Below are 20892 nucleotides of genomic sequence, written 5' to 3'. Positions count from 1 at the left end.
ACCCAGGCCGTTTCTCGTTTGCTGTTTGCAGGCGTTGGAGGTGATAAAAGTAATGAACCACACTTCTCTTCTTTTCGGTTCACTGCGCTCAACGGGCGCGCTGGCAATCCTTTCCCAATCCAGTCTTATTCTTTTCTCTCGTCGAAGTTTTGCGCGTTGCGGTAATTATCCCGACACGAGCGCCGGCTAAGCTATTCCCGCATTTCTGTCGCTGTGTTTCACTCGTCTTTGGCGGTGAAAAGCGTTGGCTTCTGGCCCGTTTTTTACTGACTACGGCGTGGTGTTTTACACTTAGAGTCAGCAACGTGCACGGCAACCCGATAATCGGAGCTCAGCAGGATGGGGAAATGTTTACCCGGACTCGCAACAGCAAGACCCGGCAACTGTTTCATATTTCAACGGAAAATTGAGGTTCGCGATGTCTGACGACATGAAGAATATCAAGGGTTCGTCAGCTGGCGAACAGGGTGTACTCCGCTCCATGCAGGAGGTGGCGATGAACGATCAGGAAGCGAGCAGAATGCTGCGTACCTACAATATTGCCTGGTGGGGTAATAACTATTATGACGTCAACGAGCTGGGGCACATCAGCGTGTGTCCGGATCCGGATCAGCCGGAAGTGCGCGTTGACCTGGCCAAGCTGGTCAAAGAGCGTGAAGCCGATGGTCAGCGTCTGCCTGCGCTGTTCTGCTTCCCGCAGATTTTACAGCATCGCCTGCGGTCGATTAACGCCGCCTTTAAACGCGCGCGCGAATCCTACGGCTACAAGGGTGACTACTTCCTGGTTTACCCAATTAAGGTTAACCAGCATAAGCGCGTGATCGAATCACTGGTGAACTCCGGTGAGCCGCTGGGCCTGGAAGCGGGTTCTAAAGCCGAGCTGATGGCGGTGATCGCGCACGCGGGTAAAACCCGTTCAGTGATCGTCTGTAATGGCTATAAAGACCGCGAGTACATTCGTCTGGCGCTGATTGGCGAGAAACTCGGTCACAAGGTTTACCTGGTGATCGAGAAAATGACCGAAGTGCGCCTGGTGCTGGAAGAGGCCGAGCGCCTGAACGTGATCCCACGTTTGGGGATTCGCGCGCGTCTGGCTTCGCAAGGCTCCGGTAAATGGCAGTCGAGCGGTGGTGAGAAATCTAAGTTCGGTCTGGCGGCGTCACAAGTATTGCAGCTGGTGGATATCATGCGCAAAGCCGGCCGTCTCGACAGCCTGCAACTGCTGCATTTCCATCTTGGCTCGCAGATGTCCAACATTCGCGACATCGCCACCGGTGTGCGTGAGTCGGCGCGTTTCTACGTTGAGCTGGCGAAGCTCGGCGTGAACATCAAATGCTTTGATGTCGGCGGCGGTTTGGGCGTGGATTATGAAGGTACGCGTTCGCAATCTGACTGCTCGGTGAACTACGGCCTGAACGAATATGCCAACAACGTGATTTGGGCAATTGGTGATGCTTGTGAAGAGCACGGTCTGGAGCATCCAACCGTCATCACCGAATCCGGTCGTGCGGTTACCGCGCACCATACCGTGCTGGTCTCCAACATCATCGGTGTAGAGCGCAACGAATTCAGTACGCCAGTGGCGCCAGATGCCGATTCACCACGTCCGATTCAGAGCCTGTGGGATACCTGGCAGGAGATGCATGAGCCGAACGTCCGTCGTTCGCTGCGTGAATGGCTGCACGATAGCCAGATGGATCTGTTCGACATCCATACCGGCTACTCTTCCGGTACTTACGATCTTGGCCAGCGCGCCTGGGCAGAGCAGCTCTATTTAAGCATCTGTCACTATATCCAGCAGCATCTGGATCCAAGCAACCGTGCGCACCGCCCGATCATTGATGAGCTGCAGGAACGTATGGCGGATAAGATTTACGTCAACTTCTCGCTGTTCCAGTCAATGCCGGATGCGTGGGGGATTGATCAGCTGTTCCCGGTATTACCACTGGAAGGCCTGAACAAGATCCCACAACGTCGCGCCGTGCTGCTGGATATCACCTGTGACTCTGATGGCACCATCGATCACTACGTGGATGGTGACGGTATTGCCACCACCATGCCGATGCCTGAATACGATATTGATAACCCGCCGATGCTGGGCTTCTTTATGGTCGGTGCCTACCAGGAGATCCTCGGCAATATGCACAACCTGTTCGGTGATACCGAAGCGGTTGATGTATTCGCCTTCCCGGACGGCAGCGTAGAAGTGCAGTTGTCAGATGAAGGCGATACGGTGGCGGATATGCTGGAGTACGTGCAGTTGAATCCAAACGATTTGATGACACTGTTCCGCGATCAGGTTACTCAGCAAAAGGATATCGACGAAGAGCTGCGAGCACAGTTCCTTGCCGAGTTCGAAAGCGGCTTGTACGGTTACACCTATCTTGAAGATGAGTAACTGTTAATGCTCTCAACGGGCCCTGAACAGGGCCCGTTTTATTTCCCTGCCATTCTATTTTCTTATTTCCCCATTTTTTATTTGAATTGTGATGAAGATCACTCTCAATAAATGTTAATTAGCCATTTATAACTCGCCCCTAAAATACGCCTTTTCTATCCCCTTCATTTTTATTCATAAAGCTAAAGAACCGCTTCGCTTCAATCCTGAATATCCCTGTATTAGTTACTGATTTTGTAAGGATTGGATAGGTAATCTGTTATGTTTTCTTATCGATGTATAATAAAAATTTAAACATTAAGGATTGAATAGTTCCATTGAGAAACTATATTTTTTGACGCCTTTTGGAATAATGCGCTCCAGATCTAAAAAAATGAATTTTGCGATGTAATTATCTTTATCAGACAAATGTATAAAAATTAATTCATTTAATTCAATATGTTCGTTGTTTATTCATCTGTCAAGATTTGCACTAACTTAAATTTTTCTAGGAATTATCTGATTATTTTGTGAAATTAAAATAAGTTTACTAATGAAATTGATAGATTTAAACGATTGAAGTTGGGGCAGTTCTTTACTGAAATCTATTTTGCAAACTGTAAGCTGTACGTTAGGCTTCAGTTAACGTGTTAAGTTTTATCGATGTTTCCCTTACATCTCACATGAGTAATCCTGACAGTTCAGGAGTTTCAGTAAGTTGCGGAAGGGACCGTGAAATGAGCAATCAACCTGAATACATTTTCTTGCTGGAACCCGTTCACGGTAAAGCCGGCGAGTTGATTGCATGGGAATTGTTAACCCGATTCTCAGATGATGCAGATATTAATAATAAACGTAACCCTTGCAGGGATGAAGGGTTCTTCAGTCGGCTTCCTGCTGACGAGAAATGGCAGTTATTCCTCCACCAGATCGGAAAAATTATTCAGCTATACCAGAAAGGGTTTGATCAGATAGTCAGTGTAAATGTGGATAGAGATATCGTCGCCGGTATTTTTGAAGATGCTGAAATACAACATAAACTGGCGAAACTAACGTTGTTGCGTTTAGAGATATCCGCCTTCTTTACCGCGCGCTTTAACAGCGCAGACCTGCTGATATTAAAAGGTGTCGCGAAAGTGACACCAGCCCCTTTATGGCTTGATGACTTTGGTCCGGGTTATTCCAACCTGACCATGCTCGATAGCGGAATATTTGAAATCGTCAAGATTGACAAGAAGTTTTTTTGGCAATTTGGCGACGGTCACATTTTTGACACGCTGCTCAGCCACCTCAACCAATTATGCAAAGGCGTAATTGTTGAAGGTGTGGAAAGCCAATCGCACCTCGATTTGCTGGCGCATAAAGCGATCTACGGTATGCAGGGCTATTACTGGCAGAGTGTCTATCTAAATGATTTTCTTAAGCAATCCTGAGTTGGTACGGGTTCGGCCACTACAATCGGGGTAGAAAAAATGTCTAGGAATGGGTTCATTGCATTCAATTTAATTTGTGCTCGCCCTATGGAAAATAAAGGCATTTCCCCCTTTGTTGCGCTGAAAAATAAACCCAACCCTTGCTTTGGATGGAGGCTTAACACGGCTCAGCGCGAATTCATCATGAGTTTGTATGAAATCGACCAAGAGAAGAAGTGAATAGTCATCTGGATTATTCGCCATTGAAGCCGGTATCTGCGGATACCGGGCGTTTTTATGGAATTTAATAACTGCGCGGGATTTCGATAAAATGAATAATATCTCTATCACTCCTAAAGGTGGGACAGTTGCTTCTGAAGTCAGTGGCAGCCAGGTCAATTTATCTGCGCCAAGCGTAGTGAAACTTCACCTTAATCAATCAGATATTAAGTCTTTCACACGCAATGGTAATGATTTAGTCGTCACCACAAAGGCTGGTGAAGTCGTTGTTATTCATAACTTTTACACTGCAGCTGGCGATAGCGATTTGGTGCTGCAGGACGACAAAGGCGCACTGTGGTGGGTCGAAGATCCGGGCACTGATGGCTTCCAGTACGTCAACATCGACAGTACCGAAGGGCTGTTAGCTGAGAACACCACCAATGACGGCACGATTGCCGCCTTCGGTATCGGTGGTGCGGCGCTGGCGGGCTTGGGTGCGATGTTTGCTGGTTCATCGGGCGGCGGCGGCGGTAATGCAGCGGTCGGTGATGGAAATACCGGCGGCGGCGACAATGGCGGCGGGAATAACGGCGGCGGCAACAACGGTGGGGGTAATAACGGTGGTGGCAACAACGGTGGGGGTAATAACGGCGGTGGCAACAATGGTGGTGGTGACACTACTGCACCGACTGCTGCGACCAACTTAACGCTTACCGACAATGTTGGCGCGATTCAGGGCGCGATTGTTAACGGCGTCACCACTGACGACAATACTCCGACGCTGACCGGCACCGCAGAAGCGGGTGCTACAGTCAGTATTTACGATGGCAGCACACTGCTTGGAACCGTCGTGGTGGGAGCTGATGGCAACTGGAGCTTCACTTCGCCTGCGTTGGCTGAAGGCCAGCATAGCTTTACCACCACGGTGACGGATGCGGCCGGCAATACCAGCGGCTCCAGCGACCCGATCACGTTTATCGTGGATACCGTTGCACCAGTTGCGGCTGCTGGTCTGGTGGTCAGTGATGATGTTGGCGGTACGCAAGGCCCATTAACCGCTGGCTCGACTACCGATGACAATACCCCGACTATCAGCGGTACTGCTGAACCGGGCACCTACGTTAGCGTGTATGACGGCACTACACTGCTCGGCACTGCAACCGTTGGGGCGGACGGCACCTGGAGTTTCACCACGCCAGCCTTGAGTAATGGCGCGCACAGCCTGACTGTGACGGTTACCGATACGGCGGGCAATGTGAGTGCAGCCACAGATCCGTTTAACTTCAGCGTGACGGCGGATCTGCCTCCAGCAACCTCCACGTTGGAAATCAACGATGATAATGGCAGTACATTGGTGCCACTGACCAATGGCGCTTATACCGATGACAACACACCGGTATTGAGCGGGCTTGCAACTGCAGGCGCAGTCATTACCTTGTATGACGGCGAAACTGTACTGGGCAGCGTTGTTGCCGGGACAGATGGACAATGGGTATTTACGCCTGGCGCACTAGCAGATGGATCCCACGCGATTCACGCCACCATTACGGATTCCACTGGCAATAGTGTTGAATCAGCAATCATTACCATCAACATTGATACTGTTGCGCCAGAAGCAGTAGGTGACCTTCAACTGAGCGGCGATGCAGGCGGCACAGTCGTGCCTTTTGCAGCAGGCGGTGCAACCAATGACACCACTCCAACACTGAGTGGAACTGCTGAGCCAGGTAGCACCATTACTGTTCTGGATGGTACGACAGTATTGGGCACGGCTGTTGTTGACACTAATGGCAACTGGCGATTCACAACACCAGCACTGACCGAAGGTAGCCATAGTCTTACCACCACCGTGACCGACCTCGCAGGCAATACGGGTCCAGCATCGGCGCCAGTTGCCTTCACAGTAGACACAACGGCACCTGCAACATTGGCTGGGTTCACGGTGGCAGATAACGTCGGCGACGTTCAGGATAATCTGACTACTGGTGACACCACGGATGACAACACGCCAACGCTGAGTGGGCAGGCAGAAGCTGGTGCCATTATCAGCATTTATGACGGTGATGTATTGCTGGGTAATGCAACGGCCAACCTTGCTGGTGGCTGGAGCTTTACTACGCCAGCACTGAGTAACGGACCACATAGCCTGACCGTAACGGCGACAGATGCAGCAGGCAATATTAGCGAACGCTCTGAACCATTCGATGTTGAGATTCAGGCAGGTCTTCCGCCTGCGACCTCAACACTGCAGGTGACAGATGACAATGGAAATACCCTTGCACAACTGTCCAACGGCGCCTTTACAAATGACAATTCCCCTATTCTCAGTGGGCTATCGCAAGCGGGTTATGTGATCACGCTGTTTGATGGTGATACGCAGTTAGGCACAGTGATTGTTGGCAGCGATGGTCAATGGACGTTTGCAACCAATGATTTGTCAGAGGGCGCACACACCTTCCATGCCACTATTACCGACATCAATGGCAACGTAACCAATACCGCCAATATTGTTATCAACGTTGATACCGTGGCACCGGATGCAGTGGGTGGCCTGCAAATCAATAACGATGCGGGTAGCGTTCCCGTGCCAGTGGCCTTGGGCGGTATTACCAATGACAGCACTCCTCGCCTGAGCGGTACAGCAGAGCCGGGTAGCACTGTCACTATATCTGATGGCACTACCGTTTTAGGTACGGCCACCGTCGGCGCCAATGGTACCTGGAGCTTCTCAACGCCAGCGTTGGGTGAAGGTGAACATAGCCTGACCGCAACGGTGAAAGATCAGGCTGGCAATATCAGCCCAGCCTCAGATTCACTTACCTTCACGGTGGATACCATTGCACCGGCAGCAGCCAGCGGATTAGTGGTCGCCGATAACGTGGGTGGCAGTACAGGCCCACTGACGTCTGGTGGTACCACCGATGACAACACGTTAGATCTGACAGGCCAGGCTGAAGAGGGCGCTGTCGTAACGGTTTACGACGGCGCAACTTTGCTGGGTACTGTAACGGCAGGTGCTGGCGGCGCATGGAGCTTCACCACTGCAGCACTGAGTAACGGCAGCCATAGCCTGACAGTTACAGTGACGGATATCGCGGGGAATGTTAGCCCTGCAACCACGCCGTTTGTCGTCAATATTGAAGCGGGTCTGCCACCTGCAACCCTCACGCTGGAGGTGACTGATGACAGTGGCAGCACCCTGGTGCTGTTGGCGGATGGCGACAGCACACAAGATACCACCCCGGTCTTAAGTGGCCTGGCAAGTGCTGGTGCAGTGGTGACGTTGACAGATAATGGCACTGAGTTGGGTACTGTTATTGCGGGCGCGGACGGCCAATGGACCTTCACACCAACCGCATTGCCAGATGGACCGCATGCCTTCCAGTCCAGCTATGTTGATGCCACAGGTAATACCATCGATTCCGATGTTATTAATGTGACCATTGATACCGTTGCTCCTCAGCCAGCAACCGGCGTCGAACTCAGCAACGATGCAGGCGATCCGATTTCTTCGGGTGGATCAACTAATGACACCACGCCACAGCTGAATGGTAGCGCTGAACCGGGCAGTACCGTTACCGTAACCGACGGTACTACGGTTCTGGGTACGACTATCGTGGGAGATGACGGCACCTGGACATACACCACTCCGCCATTAACCGAAGGCACGCATAACATCTCGACCACCGTGACCGATCCGGCGGGAAATACTAGTTCAGCCTCCGATCCTATTACGGTGATTGTAGATACGCAGGCTCCCTCCGCAGCGGGTAATGTGCAGCTCAGCACCGACCAGAGTGGTACGTCGGTTCCTATTACCTCTGGAGCTACCAATGACACCACACCTGTATTAAGCGGCACAGCAGAGCCTGGCAGCACCGTTACCGTTTCTGACGGCGGTACCGTACTGGGCACCGCTACCGTGGGTGACGATGGCAATTGGAGCTACACGCCAACATTGACAGAGGGTGATCACAGTCTCACTACGACCGTGACTGACCCCGCGGGCAATGCCAGCTCGGCTTCTAATCCGATTATCGTCAACGTTGATACGACTGCACCTGAGCCTGCCGCCGAAATTCAACTGAGTAACAATCAATCAGGTACGGCAGTGCCGATTACGGGTGACGCAACGAATGACACCACGCCTGTATTAAGCGGTAGCGCTGAACCGGGCAGTACCGTGACCGTGTCGGATGGTAATACTGTGCTGGGTTCAGTGAGCGTCGGCACCGATGGCAACTGGAGTTACACCACCCCCGCGCTAACGGAAGGTAATCATTCTCTCACCGCAACGGTGACCGACCCTGCGGGCAACACCAGCCCGGCCACCGATCCCATTAACTTCATTATTGATGTGACGCCGCCAGCAGCCGCGACAGATGTCGCACTGGCTAATGACGATGGCGATGCAATTGCCGTCGGCGGTGCCACCAATGACACCACCCCAGTGTTGAGCGGAACGGCTACTGAAGGCAGCATTGTTATTGTTTCTGATGGCACCAACGTATTGGGTTCAACTATCGCCGGTACAGGTGGAGCCTGGAGTTACACCACTCCTATATTAGGCCAGGGTCCCCACAGTATTACTGCAGTGGTTACCGATCCGGCGGGTAATAGCAGCACACCGTCTACTCCGATAACCTTCACCGTAGATACTGAAGTGCCAGACGCTGCGGGTGATTTAGTGCTAAGTACCGACCAGAGTGGCAGCGCAGTACCTGTTACCGGCGGTACCACCAACGATACGACCCCTGTATTAAGCGGAACCGCAGAGCCGGGCAGCACCATCACAGTATCTGATAATGGTACGCCATTGGGCACCGCCACAGTGGGTACGGATGGTAACTGGACCTTTACGCCAGAAACCCCGCTGGAGCCAGGCGATCATAGCCTCACCACTACGGTAACTGACCCTGCAGGCAACGTCAGCGATCCCTCTACGCCAATTGAATTTAGCGTGGATACGACGCCACCAGATGTGGTCTCGGATCTGGTGTTGTCCAACAACGAAGGCCAATCACCTGTTGAAATCGCAGCGGGTGCTGCAACCAATGACACCACACCAGCATTAAGCGGCACTGCTGATGCTGAGGGCAGCATTATCACCGTTTATGATGGCACCACGGTGCTTGGCAGTGTTGTGGCAGGCGCAGGCGGAAGCTGGACCTTCACCACACCAACGCTCAGCATTGGCGACCACAGTCTGACCGTGACCGTGACGGATGCAGCGGGTAATGTCAGTGCACCTTCTGACTCAATTACTTTCACCGTGGATACTCAACCTCCAGCCGCAGCTTCGGGTCTGCTGTTGACGAATGGCGATGACACAGCCATTGCCACCGGCGGAGTTACCAATGACACAACACCGGTGTTGAGTGGTAACGCGGAGCCAGGCAGTACGGTAAATGTGTTGGATGGCACTGCGACAATCGGTACTGCTACCGTTGGTGACGATGGGACTTGGACATTTACTCCGGATCCGGCTTTGGAAGCGGGTAACCACAGCCTGAGTGTCACTGTCACCGATCCAGCAGGCAACACTGGACCGGCATCAAGTGCTATTAGCTTTAATATCGATCTCACCGCACCTGAGGCGGCGACTGGTCTGCAACTCAGTAATAACGAGGGCAGTACGCCGTTGGCGATTACCGAAGGCGGTGTTACAAATGACCAGACTCCTGTACTGAGTGGCGCAGCGGGAAGCGCTGAACCCGGCAGCACAGTATCGGTTTACGATAATGATGGCCCAGCACCATTGGGAACCGCGATTGTCGGTGCTGATGGCAGTTGGACCTTTACTTCGCCAGAACTGGCTGCGGGCGATCACAGCCTGACCGTTACGCTGACCGATCCTGCCGGTAACGTGGGGGCTGCTTCTGAACCGTTCACGTTTACCGTTGATGTTACACCTCCGGCTGAAGCGGCTAATGTCTCACTCAATAACGATGATGGTTTAGCAATTGCCGATGGCGACGCGACAAACGATACCACACCTACCTTAAGCGGCTCTGCTGAAGAAGGCAGTATCGTAACCATTTCTGACGGCACCACGGTGCTGGGAACCGTTATTGTGGAAGCTGGCGGAGCGTGGACGTACACCACTCCAACGCTTAGCGAGGGTGACCACAGCCTGACGGCAACCGTTACAGACCCAGCGGGTAATGTTAGTGCACCGTCGGCACCGATTGGCTTTACTGTCGATACCACGGCACCAGCCGCTGCCACTACGGTGGTATTAAGTAATGACAGCAGCGGTACACCTGTGGCCATTACCAATGGTGTAACCAACGATACCACACCAGTCTTAAGTGGCTCGGCGGAACTGGGTAGTACGGTAACGGTGTTGGATAACGGTGCAGAAATTGGCACCGCTACAGTTGATAGCAATGGCAGCTGGACGTTTACGCCAGATCCTGCTCTGGAGCCCGGAGCACATAGCTTAACCACTACCGTAACGGATGCGGCAGGAAATACCGGCCCAGCGTCATCCGCAATCAGTTTCACTCTTGATACAACGGCTCCAGATGCAGCGATAAACCTGCAACTTATCAACAACGAGGGTGGATCACCCGTTGCTATTGCCAATGGTGGTGCGACCAATGACACCACGCCAGTATTGAGCGGTGCCACAGGCAGTGCCGAACCGGGCAGCATCGTCACGATTTATGATAATGATGCTGTGACGCCTCTAGGCACCGCCACGGTAGGAACGGATGGAAGCTGGAGCTTTACGTCTCCAGCACTTGAAGCGGGTGATCATAGTCTGACCGTTACTTTGACGGATCCAGCGGGTAACGTCAGCGATCCATCTGAGCCGTTTGACTTCTCTGTCGACCTCACTGCGCCAGACACGGCAACAGCGATCACCTTAGCGAACGATGGTGGCACCGCTATTCCTGCGGGGGGCGCAACCAACGACAGCTCACCAGTTTTGAGCGGTGCAGCGGGTAGCGCAGAAGCTGACAGTGTCATCACCGTAACGGATGGCTTAAACGTGCTGGGTACCGCGATTGTGGGTACCGATGGTAGCTGGAGTTTTACTTTACCAACACTGAGCGAAGGTGCTCATAGCCTGACCACGACCGTGACTGATCCCGCTGGCAACGTTAGCGATCCGTCAGCAGCAATTGGCTTCACCGTTGATACTGTACTGCCTGTCGCCGCGACGGCTCTGGTTCTGAGCAGCGATCAGAGCGGAACGCCGGTTGCCATTACCAATGGAACAACTAACGATACGACTCCAGTCTTAAGCGGCACCGCAGAGGCGGGCACGACGGTTACCGTCTTTGCGGATGGTTTGGAACAGGGCACAGCCATCGTAAGTGATGATGGTACCTGGACCTTTATGATAGAGACGCCGCTATCAACAGGTGACCATAGCCTCACGACTTCCGTGACTGATCTCGCCGGGAACACTGGCCCGTTATCAGCGCCTGTCACGTTCACCATCAATACCACAACGCCAGATGCTGCAATCAATCTGCAACTGACCAATGACGAAGGTACTACGCCAGTCACTATCAGTAACGGCGGCGCGACCAATGACACCACGCCAGTGCTCAGTGGTACTGCATTAGCGGGCAGTGTTGTGACCATCTCTGATGATGGCGTTGTGCTGGGCTCGGTTGCGGTAGGTGCGAACGGCAACTGGAGTTATACCCTGCCTGAGCTGGATTCCGGCACCGACCATAGTTTGACAACGGTAGTTACCGATCCATCAGGTAATGATAGTGCGCCATCAGCACCGGTTACCTTTAGCGTGGATACGGATGTGCCAGATGCTGCGCTAGGATTGGCGCTTGCGAATGACTCTAGCGACCCGGCATTCCCGATTGCTGCCGGCGGGGTCACCAACGACAGCACACCACTTCTCACCGGTACGGCTGAGCCTAACAGCATTATTACTGTCTCAGACGGCCTAACCGTTCTGGGTACCACCACCGCTGATGAAAATGGTGACTGGAGCTTCACGCCGACACTCACCGATGGGGATCACAGCTTGTCAGTCACGGTAACGGATGAGGCAGGCAATACCAGCGGCGCGAGTGCGCCGGTGGCTGTCACCATTGACACCGTGGCACCTGTTATTACCAATCTGGCGTTGAGTAATGATCTGGGCAGTAACCCAGTGGCGATCCCTGGTGGTGGCCTGACCAATGACAACACGCCAGTCGTCAGCGGTTCGGCGGAGGAAGGTACGATTATTACCATCACAGAGGGTAATACCGTTCTTGGACAGATCACTGTGGATGCAACGGGTAACTGGAGCGTAGCTGTCACTACGGCACTTTCAGACGGTACCCACACGTTGAGTGTGACGGCACGTGATCCTGCCGGTAACACCAGCGCTCCTTCGACCATTAGTGTAGAAGTTGATACCGCCCCACTTCCTGCTGCTACGGGTGTTCTCCTGAGCACCGATAATGGCACGGTGCCGGTAACCAATACCGAGGGCACATTTACCAGTGATAGCACACCGCTTCTCTCTGGATCGGCCACGGCTGGCAGCATTATTAACGTTTACAACGGAGATGACCTGCTTGGCACCACCACGGTAGGCAGCAATGGGGCGTGGAGTATCACTCTGCCGAATCTGCCTGATGAAACGTATACGCTGTCTGTACGCGTGGTTGATGCTGCAGGTAACCTTAGCCCAGCTTCGGATATCACATTCACCGTGGATACGGCTGCGCCTCCTGCTGCTACTTTGCAGGTCTTCAACAATGACGGCACGACCAATGTTGAGGTGCTAAGCGACGGCACGACCAATGATAATACCCCTCTGCTGAGCGGTGCCGCGGAAGCAGGAAGCCTGGTCATTATTTATGATGGTAACCAACAGGCTATCGGTTCAACCATTGCTCTCGATGACGGAACCTGGAGCTTCCAATCACCCGTCTTGTCAGACGGCACGCACACGCTCACTGCGACTGTCACTGATGAAATCGGCAACGTCAGTCAACCTTCTGCGACCTTCACAATTAGTGTGGATGCGACGGCACCGGAACCTGTCAGTGATTTAGTCGTGCAAAATGATGTTGATCCTGATGCACCTGTGACCATCGCTAATGGTGGGGCAACCAGTGACACTACGCCTGCTATCAGTGGTAACGCAGAACCTGGTAGCACCGTATCGATTATCAATACGGCGACAGGTGAGGTGCTTGGCACGGCAGTTGCTGACCCTGATACAGGTGTTTGGAGTTACACCACGACCACCGCCTGGCCTGAGGGCACTTACAATCTGGGCATTGTAGTCACCGATGAGGCGGGTAATGCCAGCGCCACGACCAATTTCAATATCACCATTGATAGCACTGCACCTGTAGTTGGAACCTTTACCGTTAGTAACAACAACGGTGCCAACCCTGTCACTATTCCTGCTGACTCTACGACGAATGACAGTACGCCAGTACTACGTGGTACCGGCGGAGAAGCGGGATCCATTATCAACGTTTACTCTGATGGTCTCCTGGTAGGCTCAACGATAGTGGCAGACAACGGTACATGGCGCGTGGTCACCACTGAGCTGGGTCAGGGTGAACAAACGCTTTCCGTCACCGCAACTGATGCTGCGGGTAACACCTCAGCTGCAACAACCTACACGCTGACTGTGGATACCCTGGCACCAGAGGCGCCTCTTGGTCTGACCGCAACAGATAATGCGGGCGGGGCAACTGGCGAACTTTCAACGGGAGACGTTACAGATGACAACACCCCAACCTTCGGCGGAACCGCTGAATTGGGTAGTATTGTCTCTGTTTATGACGGCACCACCCTGTTGGGTAGCGCGGTTGCTGATGCTACGACGGGTGCATGGACGTTTACACCCGTTGCGTTGAGTAATGGTCTGCATAACTTCACGGCAACGGCAACCGATGCGGCGGGCAACGTCAGCCCAGCGGCACCTCAGCCTGCCTTTGAGTTAAACATTCAAGCAGACTTGCCACCTGCGACCAGTACATTGCAGATCACCGATGACAGTGGTTCCACACTGGTGGATCTGGCTGACGGTGATTACACCAAAGACACAAGCCCTGTTCTGACCGGTGTAACAACAGCCAATGCCGTGGTCACTATCCTGGATGGCGCAACCGAGTTGGGTCAGGTTATTGCAGACGGCGACGGTCAATGGACCTTTACCCCGAATCCAGTTTTGGGTCAGGGTGAGCATGCTATCACGGTGACTATCGTAGATGCGGAAGGTAATGCTGGAGTGGGTGCGGGCCCAATCACCATTAACATTGACAGCATCGTGCCAGACGCCGTTGCTAACCTTGTAGTCAACAACAACAACGGTTCAACACCAGTGGTAATTGGTGAAGGAACGTCAACTAATGACAACACCCCGCAACTGACTGGTACAACAGAAGCGGGTGGTATCGTCACCATTTACGATGGTACGAATGTTATTGGCAGTACAACGGCAGGAACGGACGGCGTATGGAGTTTCACCACTTCAACATTGACCAGTGGTGCGCATGCGGTGAGTGTCACGGTGACCGACCTGGCTGGTAACATTAGCCCGGCGTCTGCTACCGTGAACTTCACTGTAGATACCATTGCTCCGGCGGCGGCGACCAATCTAGTGGTCACCAACAATGATGCAGCGCCTAATGTTGTGATACCTAACGGCGGCTCGACTAATGACAGCACGCCGGTACTGAGTGGTATCGCGGAAGCTAACAGCACGGTGACGATTTATGATGGCACCACAGTTCTAGGCACAGCGACCGCAGACGGCACCGGTAACTGGTCTTACAGCCCAACGCTGGCTGAAGGTACGCATACGCTGAGTGTGCGAGTCACAGATGCTGCCGGTAACGTTAGTGGTGCATCAAGCACTGCCACGGTGATTGTCGATACCACACCTCCGGCTGTGACTATTGCCGCGAGCAATAACAATGGCACAACGGCCATTCCTATCGCCAATAATGGCAGCACTAATGACTCCACCCCGGCACTCAGTGGTACCACCGATCCAGGCAGTTTGGTGATTATCAGTGAGAACAACGTAGTAGTGGGCTCTGTCACCGCCAGCAGTACGGGGTCATGGAGTTATGTCAGCACAGCGCTTGGTGAGGGCCAACATACCTTTAGTGTGACCGCGACAGATATTGCTGGAAACGTGAGTCCAGCGGCGACCGTAACAGTCAACGTCTCTCTCACAGGACCAGCACCAGTGACCAATCTGGTTGTAACGGATGACGTTGCACCGGTTACCGGCCCATTGACCAGTGGCGCAACCACCAATGACAACACTCCAACCTTGTCCGGCGGGGCGGGGACCGCAGGTAATATCGTCACGGTTTACGATGGCACGACAGTGCTGGGTACGGTGATCGCCGGTGCGGGTGGGGCATGGACCTTCACCACGGCAGCGCTCTCTAACGGCGCACATCCACTGAGCGTAACGGTGACCGATGCCGCAGGTAACACCAGCACGGCAACGAGCTTCCCTATCACGGTGGATACGGTTGCGCCGGTTGCTTCAACTTTGGTTATCACCAACGATGTTACCAATGTAACGGTGCCGAACGGTGGCTCAACCAATGACACCACGCCAACACTCAGAGGTACAGTCAGTACAGCGGAAGCGGGTGGACGTGTCACCATTTCTGATGGCACAACCGTGCTTGGTACCGCCATTGTCCAGTCTGACGGTACATGGAGCTTTACGACTACCGCACTGAGTGTAGGCACGCATCCATTAAGCGTGACGGTCACTGATGCCGCAGGTAACGTCAGCGGCACGACGTCGGCAAGTGTCATCATTGATACCACCGCGCCGGGCGCAGTCACGGTTGCAGCCAGCAACAACAATGGCTCAACACCTATTGCCATTGCCAACGGCGGCAGCACTAACGACAATACGCCAGCACTGAGCGGTACGGCAGAGGCGGGCAGCGTGGTCATCGTGCGTGAAGGCACTACGGTGCTGGGTTCCACCACGGCGAGCAGCACCGGCGCATGGGGCATCACCAGTTCTATACTGACTGACGGCACGCACAACCTGAGCGTCACGGCAACGGATGCGGCGGGTAACGTCAGTAGGGCGACACCAATCACGCTGATTATCGATACTGGTGTGCCGGTGGCATCAAACCTGATTGTCACCAATGACGTGACTAACGTTGCGGTACCTAACGGCGGTTCCACCAACGACAGCACGCCGACGCTGAGTGGAACGGCCGAAGCGAACGCAGTGGTCACCATCCTTGACGGCACCACAGTTCTGGGTTCAGTGACGGCGGGCGCTGGTGGCGCATGGACCTTCACACCAACCACAGCGCTGAGTAATGGTACTCATCCACTGAGCGTGACGGTGAGAGATGCGGCGGGTAACGTTAGCCCGGCATCAACCACGGTTACAGTCATCGTGGATACCGTTGCACCGACCGCAACCACACTGGTGATCACCAATGACAATACCGGTGTGGTAGTCCCAGCGGGTGGGTCGACCAACGATACCACACCAACCTTAAGCGGCGTGGCGGAAGCGGGCAGTCGTGTCAGCATCCTGGATAACGGTACGCTTCTGGGGACCGCCATCGCAGGATCCAACGGTGTATGGACCTTCACAACTGGTGTCCTGGTTGCTGGTACCCATCCGCTGACTGCAACGGTGACGGATGCGGCGGGTAACGTCAGCGGCTCAACGGCGGCGACGGTCATCATTGATACCACCGCGCCGGGCGCGGTCACGGTTGCAGCCAGCAACAACAATGGCTCAACACCGATTGCCATTGCCAACGGCGGCAGCACCAACGACAACACGCCAGCGCTGAGCGGTACGGCAGAGGCGGGCAGCGTGGTCATCGTGCGTGAAGGCGCAACGGTGCTGGGTTCCACTACGGCGAGTAGCACCGGAGCATGGAGCATCACCAGTTCCACACTGGCCGATGGCACGCACAACCTGAGCGTCACGGCAACGGATGCGGCGGGTAACGTCAGTACGGCGACGCCAGTCACGCTGATTATCGATACCGGCGTGCCGGTAGCGGCAACGGGACTAACGGTGACCAACGACAGCGTGACGCCAAACACCACGGTAGCGAACGGCGGTTCGACCAACGACAGCACGCCAGTGCTGAGCGGTACGGCGGAAGGCGGTTCAATCGTGACGGTGTATGACGGCACCACAGTGCTGGGTTCGACAACGGCAGCCGCTGGCGGGGCGTGGAGCTTCACACCACCAACGGCATTGGCCAATGGCAGCCATCCGCTGAGCGTGACGGTGAAAGATGCGGCGGGCAACGTCAGCCCGGCCTCTGGCACCTACACGGTGATCGTGGATACCGTGGCACCAACCAATACGACGCTGGTCATCACCAATGACAATACCGGTGTGGTAGTCCCAGCGGGTGGATCGACCAATGACACCACACCAACCTTAAGCGGTGTGGCGGAAGCGGGCAGCCGTGTCAGCATCTTTGATAACGGTACACTTCTGGGGACTGCTGTTGCAGGCTCTAACGGTGTCTGGACCTTTACCACTGCAGCCCTGAATCCGGGCAGCCATCCGCTGACCGCGACCGTTACGGATGCAGCGGGTAACGTCAGCGGCTCAACGGCGGCGACGGTCATCATTGATACCACCGCGCCGGGCGCAGTCACGGTTGCAGCCAGCAACAACAATGGCTCAACACCGATTGCGATTGCCAACGGCGGCAGCACCAACGACAACACGCCAGCGCTGAGCGGTACGGCAGAGGCGGGCAGCGTGGTCATCGTGCGTGAAGGCGCAACGGTGCTGGGTTCCACTACGGCGAGTAGCACCGGAGCATGGAGCATCACCAGTTCCACACTGGCCGATGGCACGCACAACCTGAGCGTCACGGCAACGGATGCGGCGGGTAACGTCAGTACGGCGACGCCAGTCACGCTGATTATCGATACCGGCGTGCCGGTAGCGGCAACGGGACTGACGGTGACCAATGACAGCGTGACGCCAAACACCACGGTAGCGAACGGCGGTTCGACCAACGACAGCACGCCAGTGTTGAGCGGTACGGCGGAAGGCGGTTCCATCGTGACGGTGTATGACGGCACCACGGTGCTGGGTTCGACAACGGCAGCCGCTGGCGGGGCGTCGAGCTTCACACCACCAACGGCGTTGACCAATGGCAGCCATCCGCTGAGCGTGACGGTGAAAGATGCGGCGGGCAACGTCAGCCCGGCCTCTGGCACCTACACGGTTATAGTGGATACCGTAGCGCCAGCGGCTTCAACTCTGGTCATCACCAATGACAATACTGGGGTCGTTGTGCCAGCGGGTGGATCGACCAACGACACCACACCAACCTTAAGCGGTGTGGCGGAAGTCGGTAGTCGCATCACTATTCTGGATGGCACCACCGTGCTAGGCACCGCAATCGTTGGAGCAAGCGGTACGTGGACTTACACCACAGTGACACTCGGTACGGGTACACATCCGCTAAGCGTTACAGTAACGGATGCTGCAGGTAACGTTAGTGGTGCCACCAACGCCACCGTAATAGTGGATACCACCACACCATCTGCTGTGACCCTGGCCGCAAGTAACAACAATGGCAGTACGCCAGTAACGATTCCAAACAACGGTGTCACTAATGACAGCACGCCACTGTTGAGCGGAACCGGCGAGGCAGGCGCACGCATTAGTGTCTATGAAGGCGCCACTCTGTTGGGTACCGCAACGGTTGCCAGCAATGGAAGCTGGAGCTTTGTCACTGGCACCTTGAGCAACGGTACGCATACGTTAAGCGTGACTCAGACCGATGCTGCGGGCAACGTCAGCCCAGCGGCATCAACCACGCTGCGTATTGACACTGTGGCACCAACAGCCAGTACGTTAACCATCACTGATGATGCCGGTACAACACCGGTAACGTTGGCCAATGGCGCATACACCCGTGATACCACACCAGTATTGAGTGGTACGGCTGAAGTCGGTGCCGTTGTCACTATCTTTGATGGCGCAACGGCGCTGGGTTCGGTCACGGTAGGTGCAGGTGGTACCTGGACATTCACCACTGCAGCACTTGGAAATGGTGCTCATACCCTGAGCACCACCGTCACCGACTCTGCAGGGAACGTCAGTACAGGCAATACCACGGCAACGGTCAACGTCGATACCGTTGCACCTGCGGCTGTCTCGGGCCTGGCGATTAACACTGCGGGTACGGTCGTGACGGGCAGCGGTGAAGTGGGTGCAACGGTCACGGTACGTGACGCAGGCGGTGCAGCCATTGGTACAGCGACTGTCGGAGCGGGCGGAACATGGTCAGTGTCGCTCACCACGGCGCAAACCACCGGAGCGACTTTGTCGGTTACTCAGGCGGACCGTGCAGGCAACGTCTCAACCAGCACATCGTTGGTCGGTGCCATTCGTATCGTCGCCACTAACGACACCAATGAAGTGGACTACAGCACAACGCAGGGCACCCTTAACAATGGCACGACCAGTGTGTCTCACGTTGCGCTGGCCAACGTTGGTTTGGGGAACGTGTTGAATGCCAGTGTCTTGTCGAACGGTAATGCGTATGTGTTCTCAGTGGGACCAGATGATACGCGCACCATTACGCTCAATGGTTCAGTCGGTGGTATCAATCTGATTTCAACCTATTCGCTGTATCTGTACGAGCAGCAGACGAATGGTACCTGGTTGTTAATCAAAACTAACGCCGGTTACTTATCAACCGGGTTGATTTCACTGGGTACACAAACCGGTGCCAACGTCACCTACAGCAATTTGGGAACAGGTAACTATGCGGTCGTTCTTGGTTCAAACGTCAGTGTTGGCGTATTGCCTACCACCACCATCAGCACGGTATCTGATATCACTACGCTAGCGGTTACGGTTGCTGCAACAGTCACCGGTAATCTATTAACGAACGATACCAGTTCAATAGCGGGTACGGTGCCAACCGGAACAGCAGTAACGGCAGTCTCGGGCAGTGCGGTTGCCTCAACGGGTAATACAGTAATCAATACCACCTACGGTACGCTGACTATTGATTCCCAAGGTAACTACACCTATGTACTGAAGGCGGGTCTGAATATCGATACCTTGCCAACTGCCGATACCTTTACCTACTCGGTGAGGGATGCGAGTGGTGCACTCACCTCTGCCACCTTGACCGTAACTCTGCATAACGGTGCGGCAACATCGTTGCTGTCAGTGAACAGTTTGTTTGCTGAAACCACCAGTGGAGAGCATGACGCCAGCGGCAGTATTTACGGTGATTCAACTGCAACGCACACCGGAACCTTGAGTATTACTAATGAACACGGCGATACCACCACCGTGAGCAGCAGTGGTTCAACTCTGGTAACCGGTGACTACGGTACGTTGAGCATTGCTGCCAACGGCAGTTATACCTACACGCTGAAAGCGGGCCTTGATGCGCAGACTATTACGCACAAAGAGGTGTTCACCTACAGTCTGGCTGCGTCTGACGGCACCATTACTCATAACAGCTTTACCATCGACCTCCACCCGACCATCACTGGAACCGCTGGCGCAGACACGCTAACGGGCAGTGCCTACGACGACACCATCACCACCGGTGCCGGCGCAGACACTCTGGTGTACCACCTGCTGGCAACTGCGGATGCCACTGGCGGTAACGGGCACGATACCTGGACCGACTTTAATGTTGCGCAAGGTGACAAAGTTGACATCAGTAACTTGCTAATTGGCTGGAATGATTCCACAAGTAATATTAATGATTTCGTGAAAGTGGACCATACTTCTGATGGCAACACCGTGCTCTCAATTGACCGTGATGGTACAGGTACGGCGTACAGCAGTACTCAACTGGTCACGCTGGAAGGCGTGAACGTATCACTGGAGGAATTGCTGCAACAACCGCACCAAAACACCACGGCCTAACG

3 protein-coding genes are annotated in these 20892 nt (G+C 54.4%); all 3 read left to right on the top strand.

The features are described 5' to 3' along the window. Positions 1–418 precede the first annotated feature (418 nt). The 3 genes from speA (at position 419) to AC6I8L_RS15840 (ending at position 20890) form a co-directional block, all read left to right on the top strand. Positions 419–2398, top strand: coding sequence for a biosynthetic arginine decarboxylase (speA, locus tag AC6I8L_RS15850; RefSeq protein ID WP_072226490.1), 1980 nt, complete (start codon positions 419–421; stop codon positions 2396–2398). Between the two features lie 716 nt (positions 2399–3114). Continuing rightward, on the top strand, positions 3115–3810 hold the full coding sequence (locus AC6I8L_RS15845; RefSeq protein WP_058959340.1) for an EAL domain-containing protein: 696 nt from the start codon (positions 3115–3117) through the stop codon (positions 3808–3810). 310 nt (positions 3811–4120) lie between these two features. Continuing rightward, on the top strand, positions 4121–20890 hold the full coding sequence (locus AC6I8L_RS15840) for an Ig-like domain-containing protein (protein ID WP_498013939.1): 16770 nt from the start codon (positions 4121–4123) through the stop codon (positions 20888–20890). Positions 20891–20892 lie beyond the last annotated feature (2 nt).

It is taken from the genome of Type-E symbiont of Plautia stali (assembly GCF_059731115.1).
The sequence above is the reverse complement of the archived record's forward strand: the minus strand, read 5'-3'. Positions and strand labels throughout refer to the sequence as shown.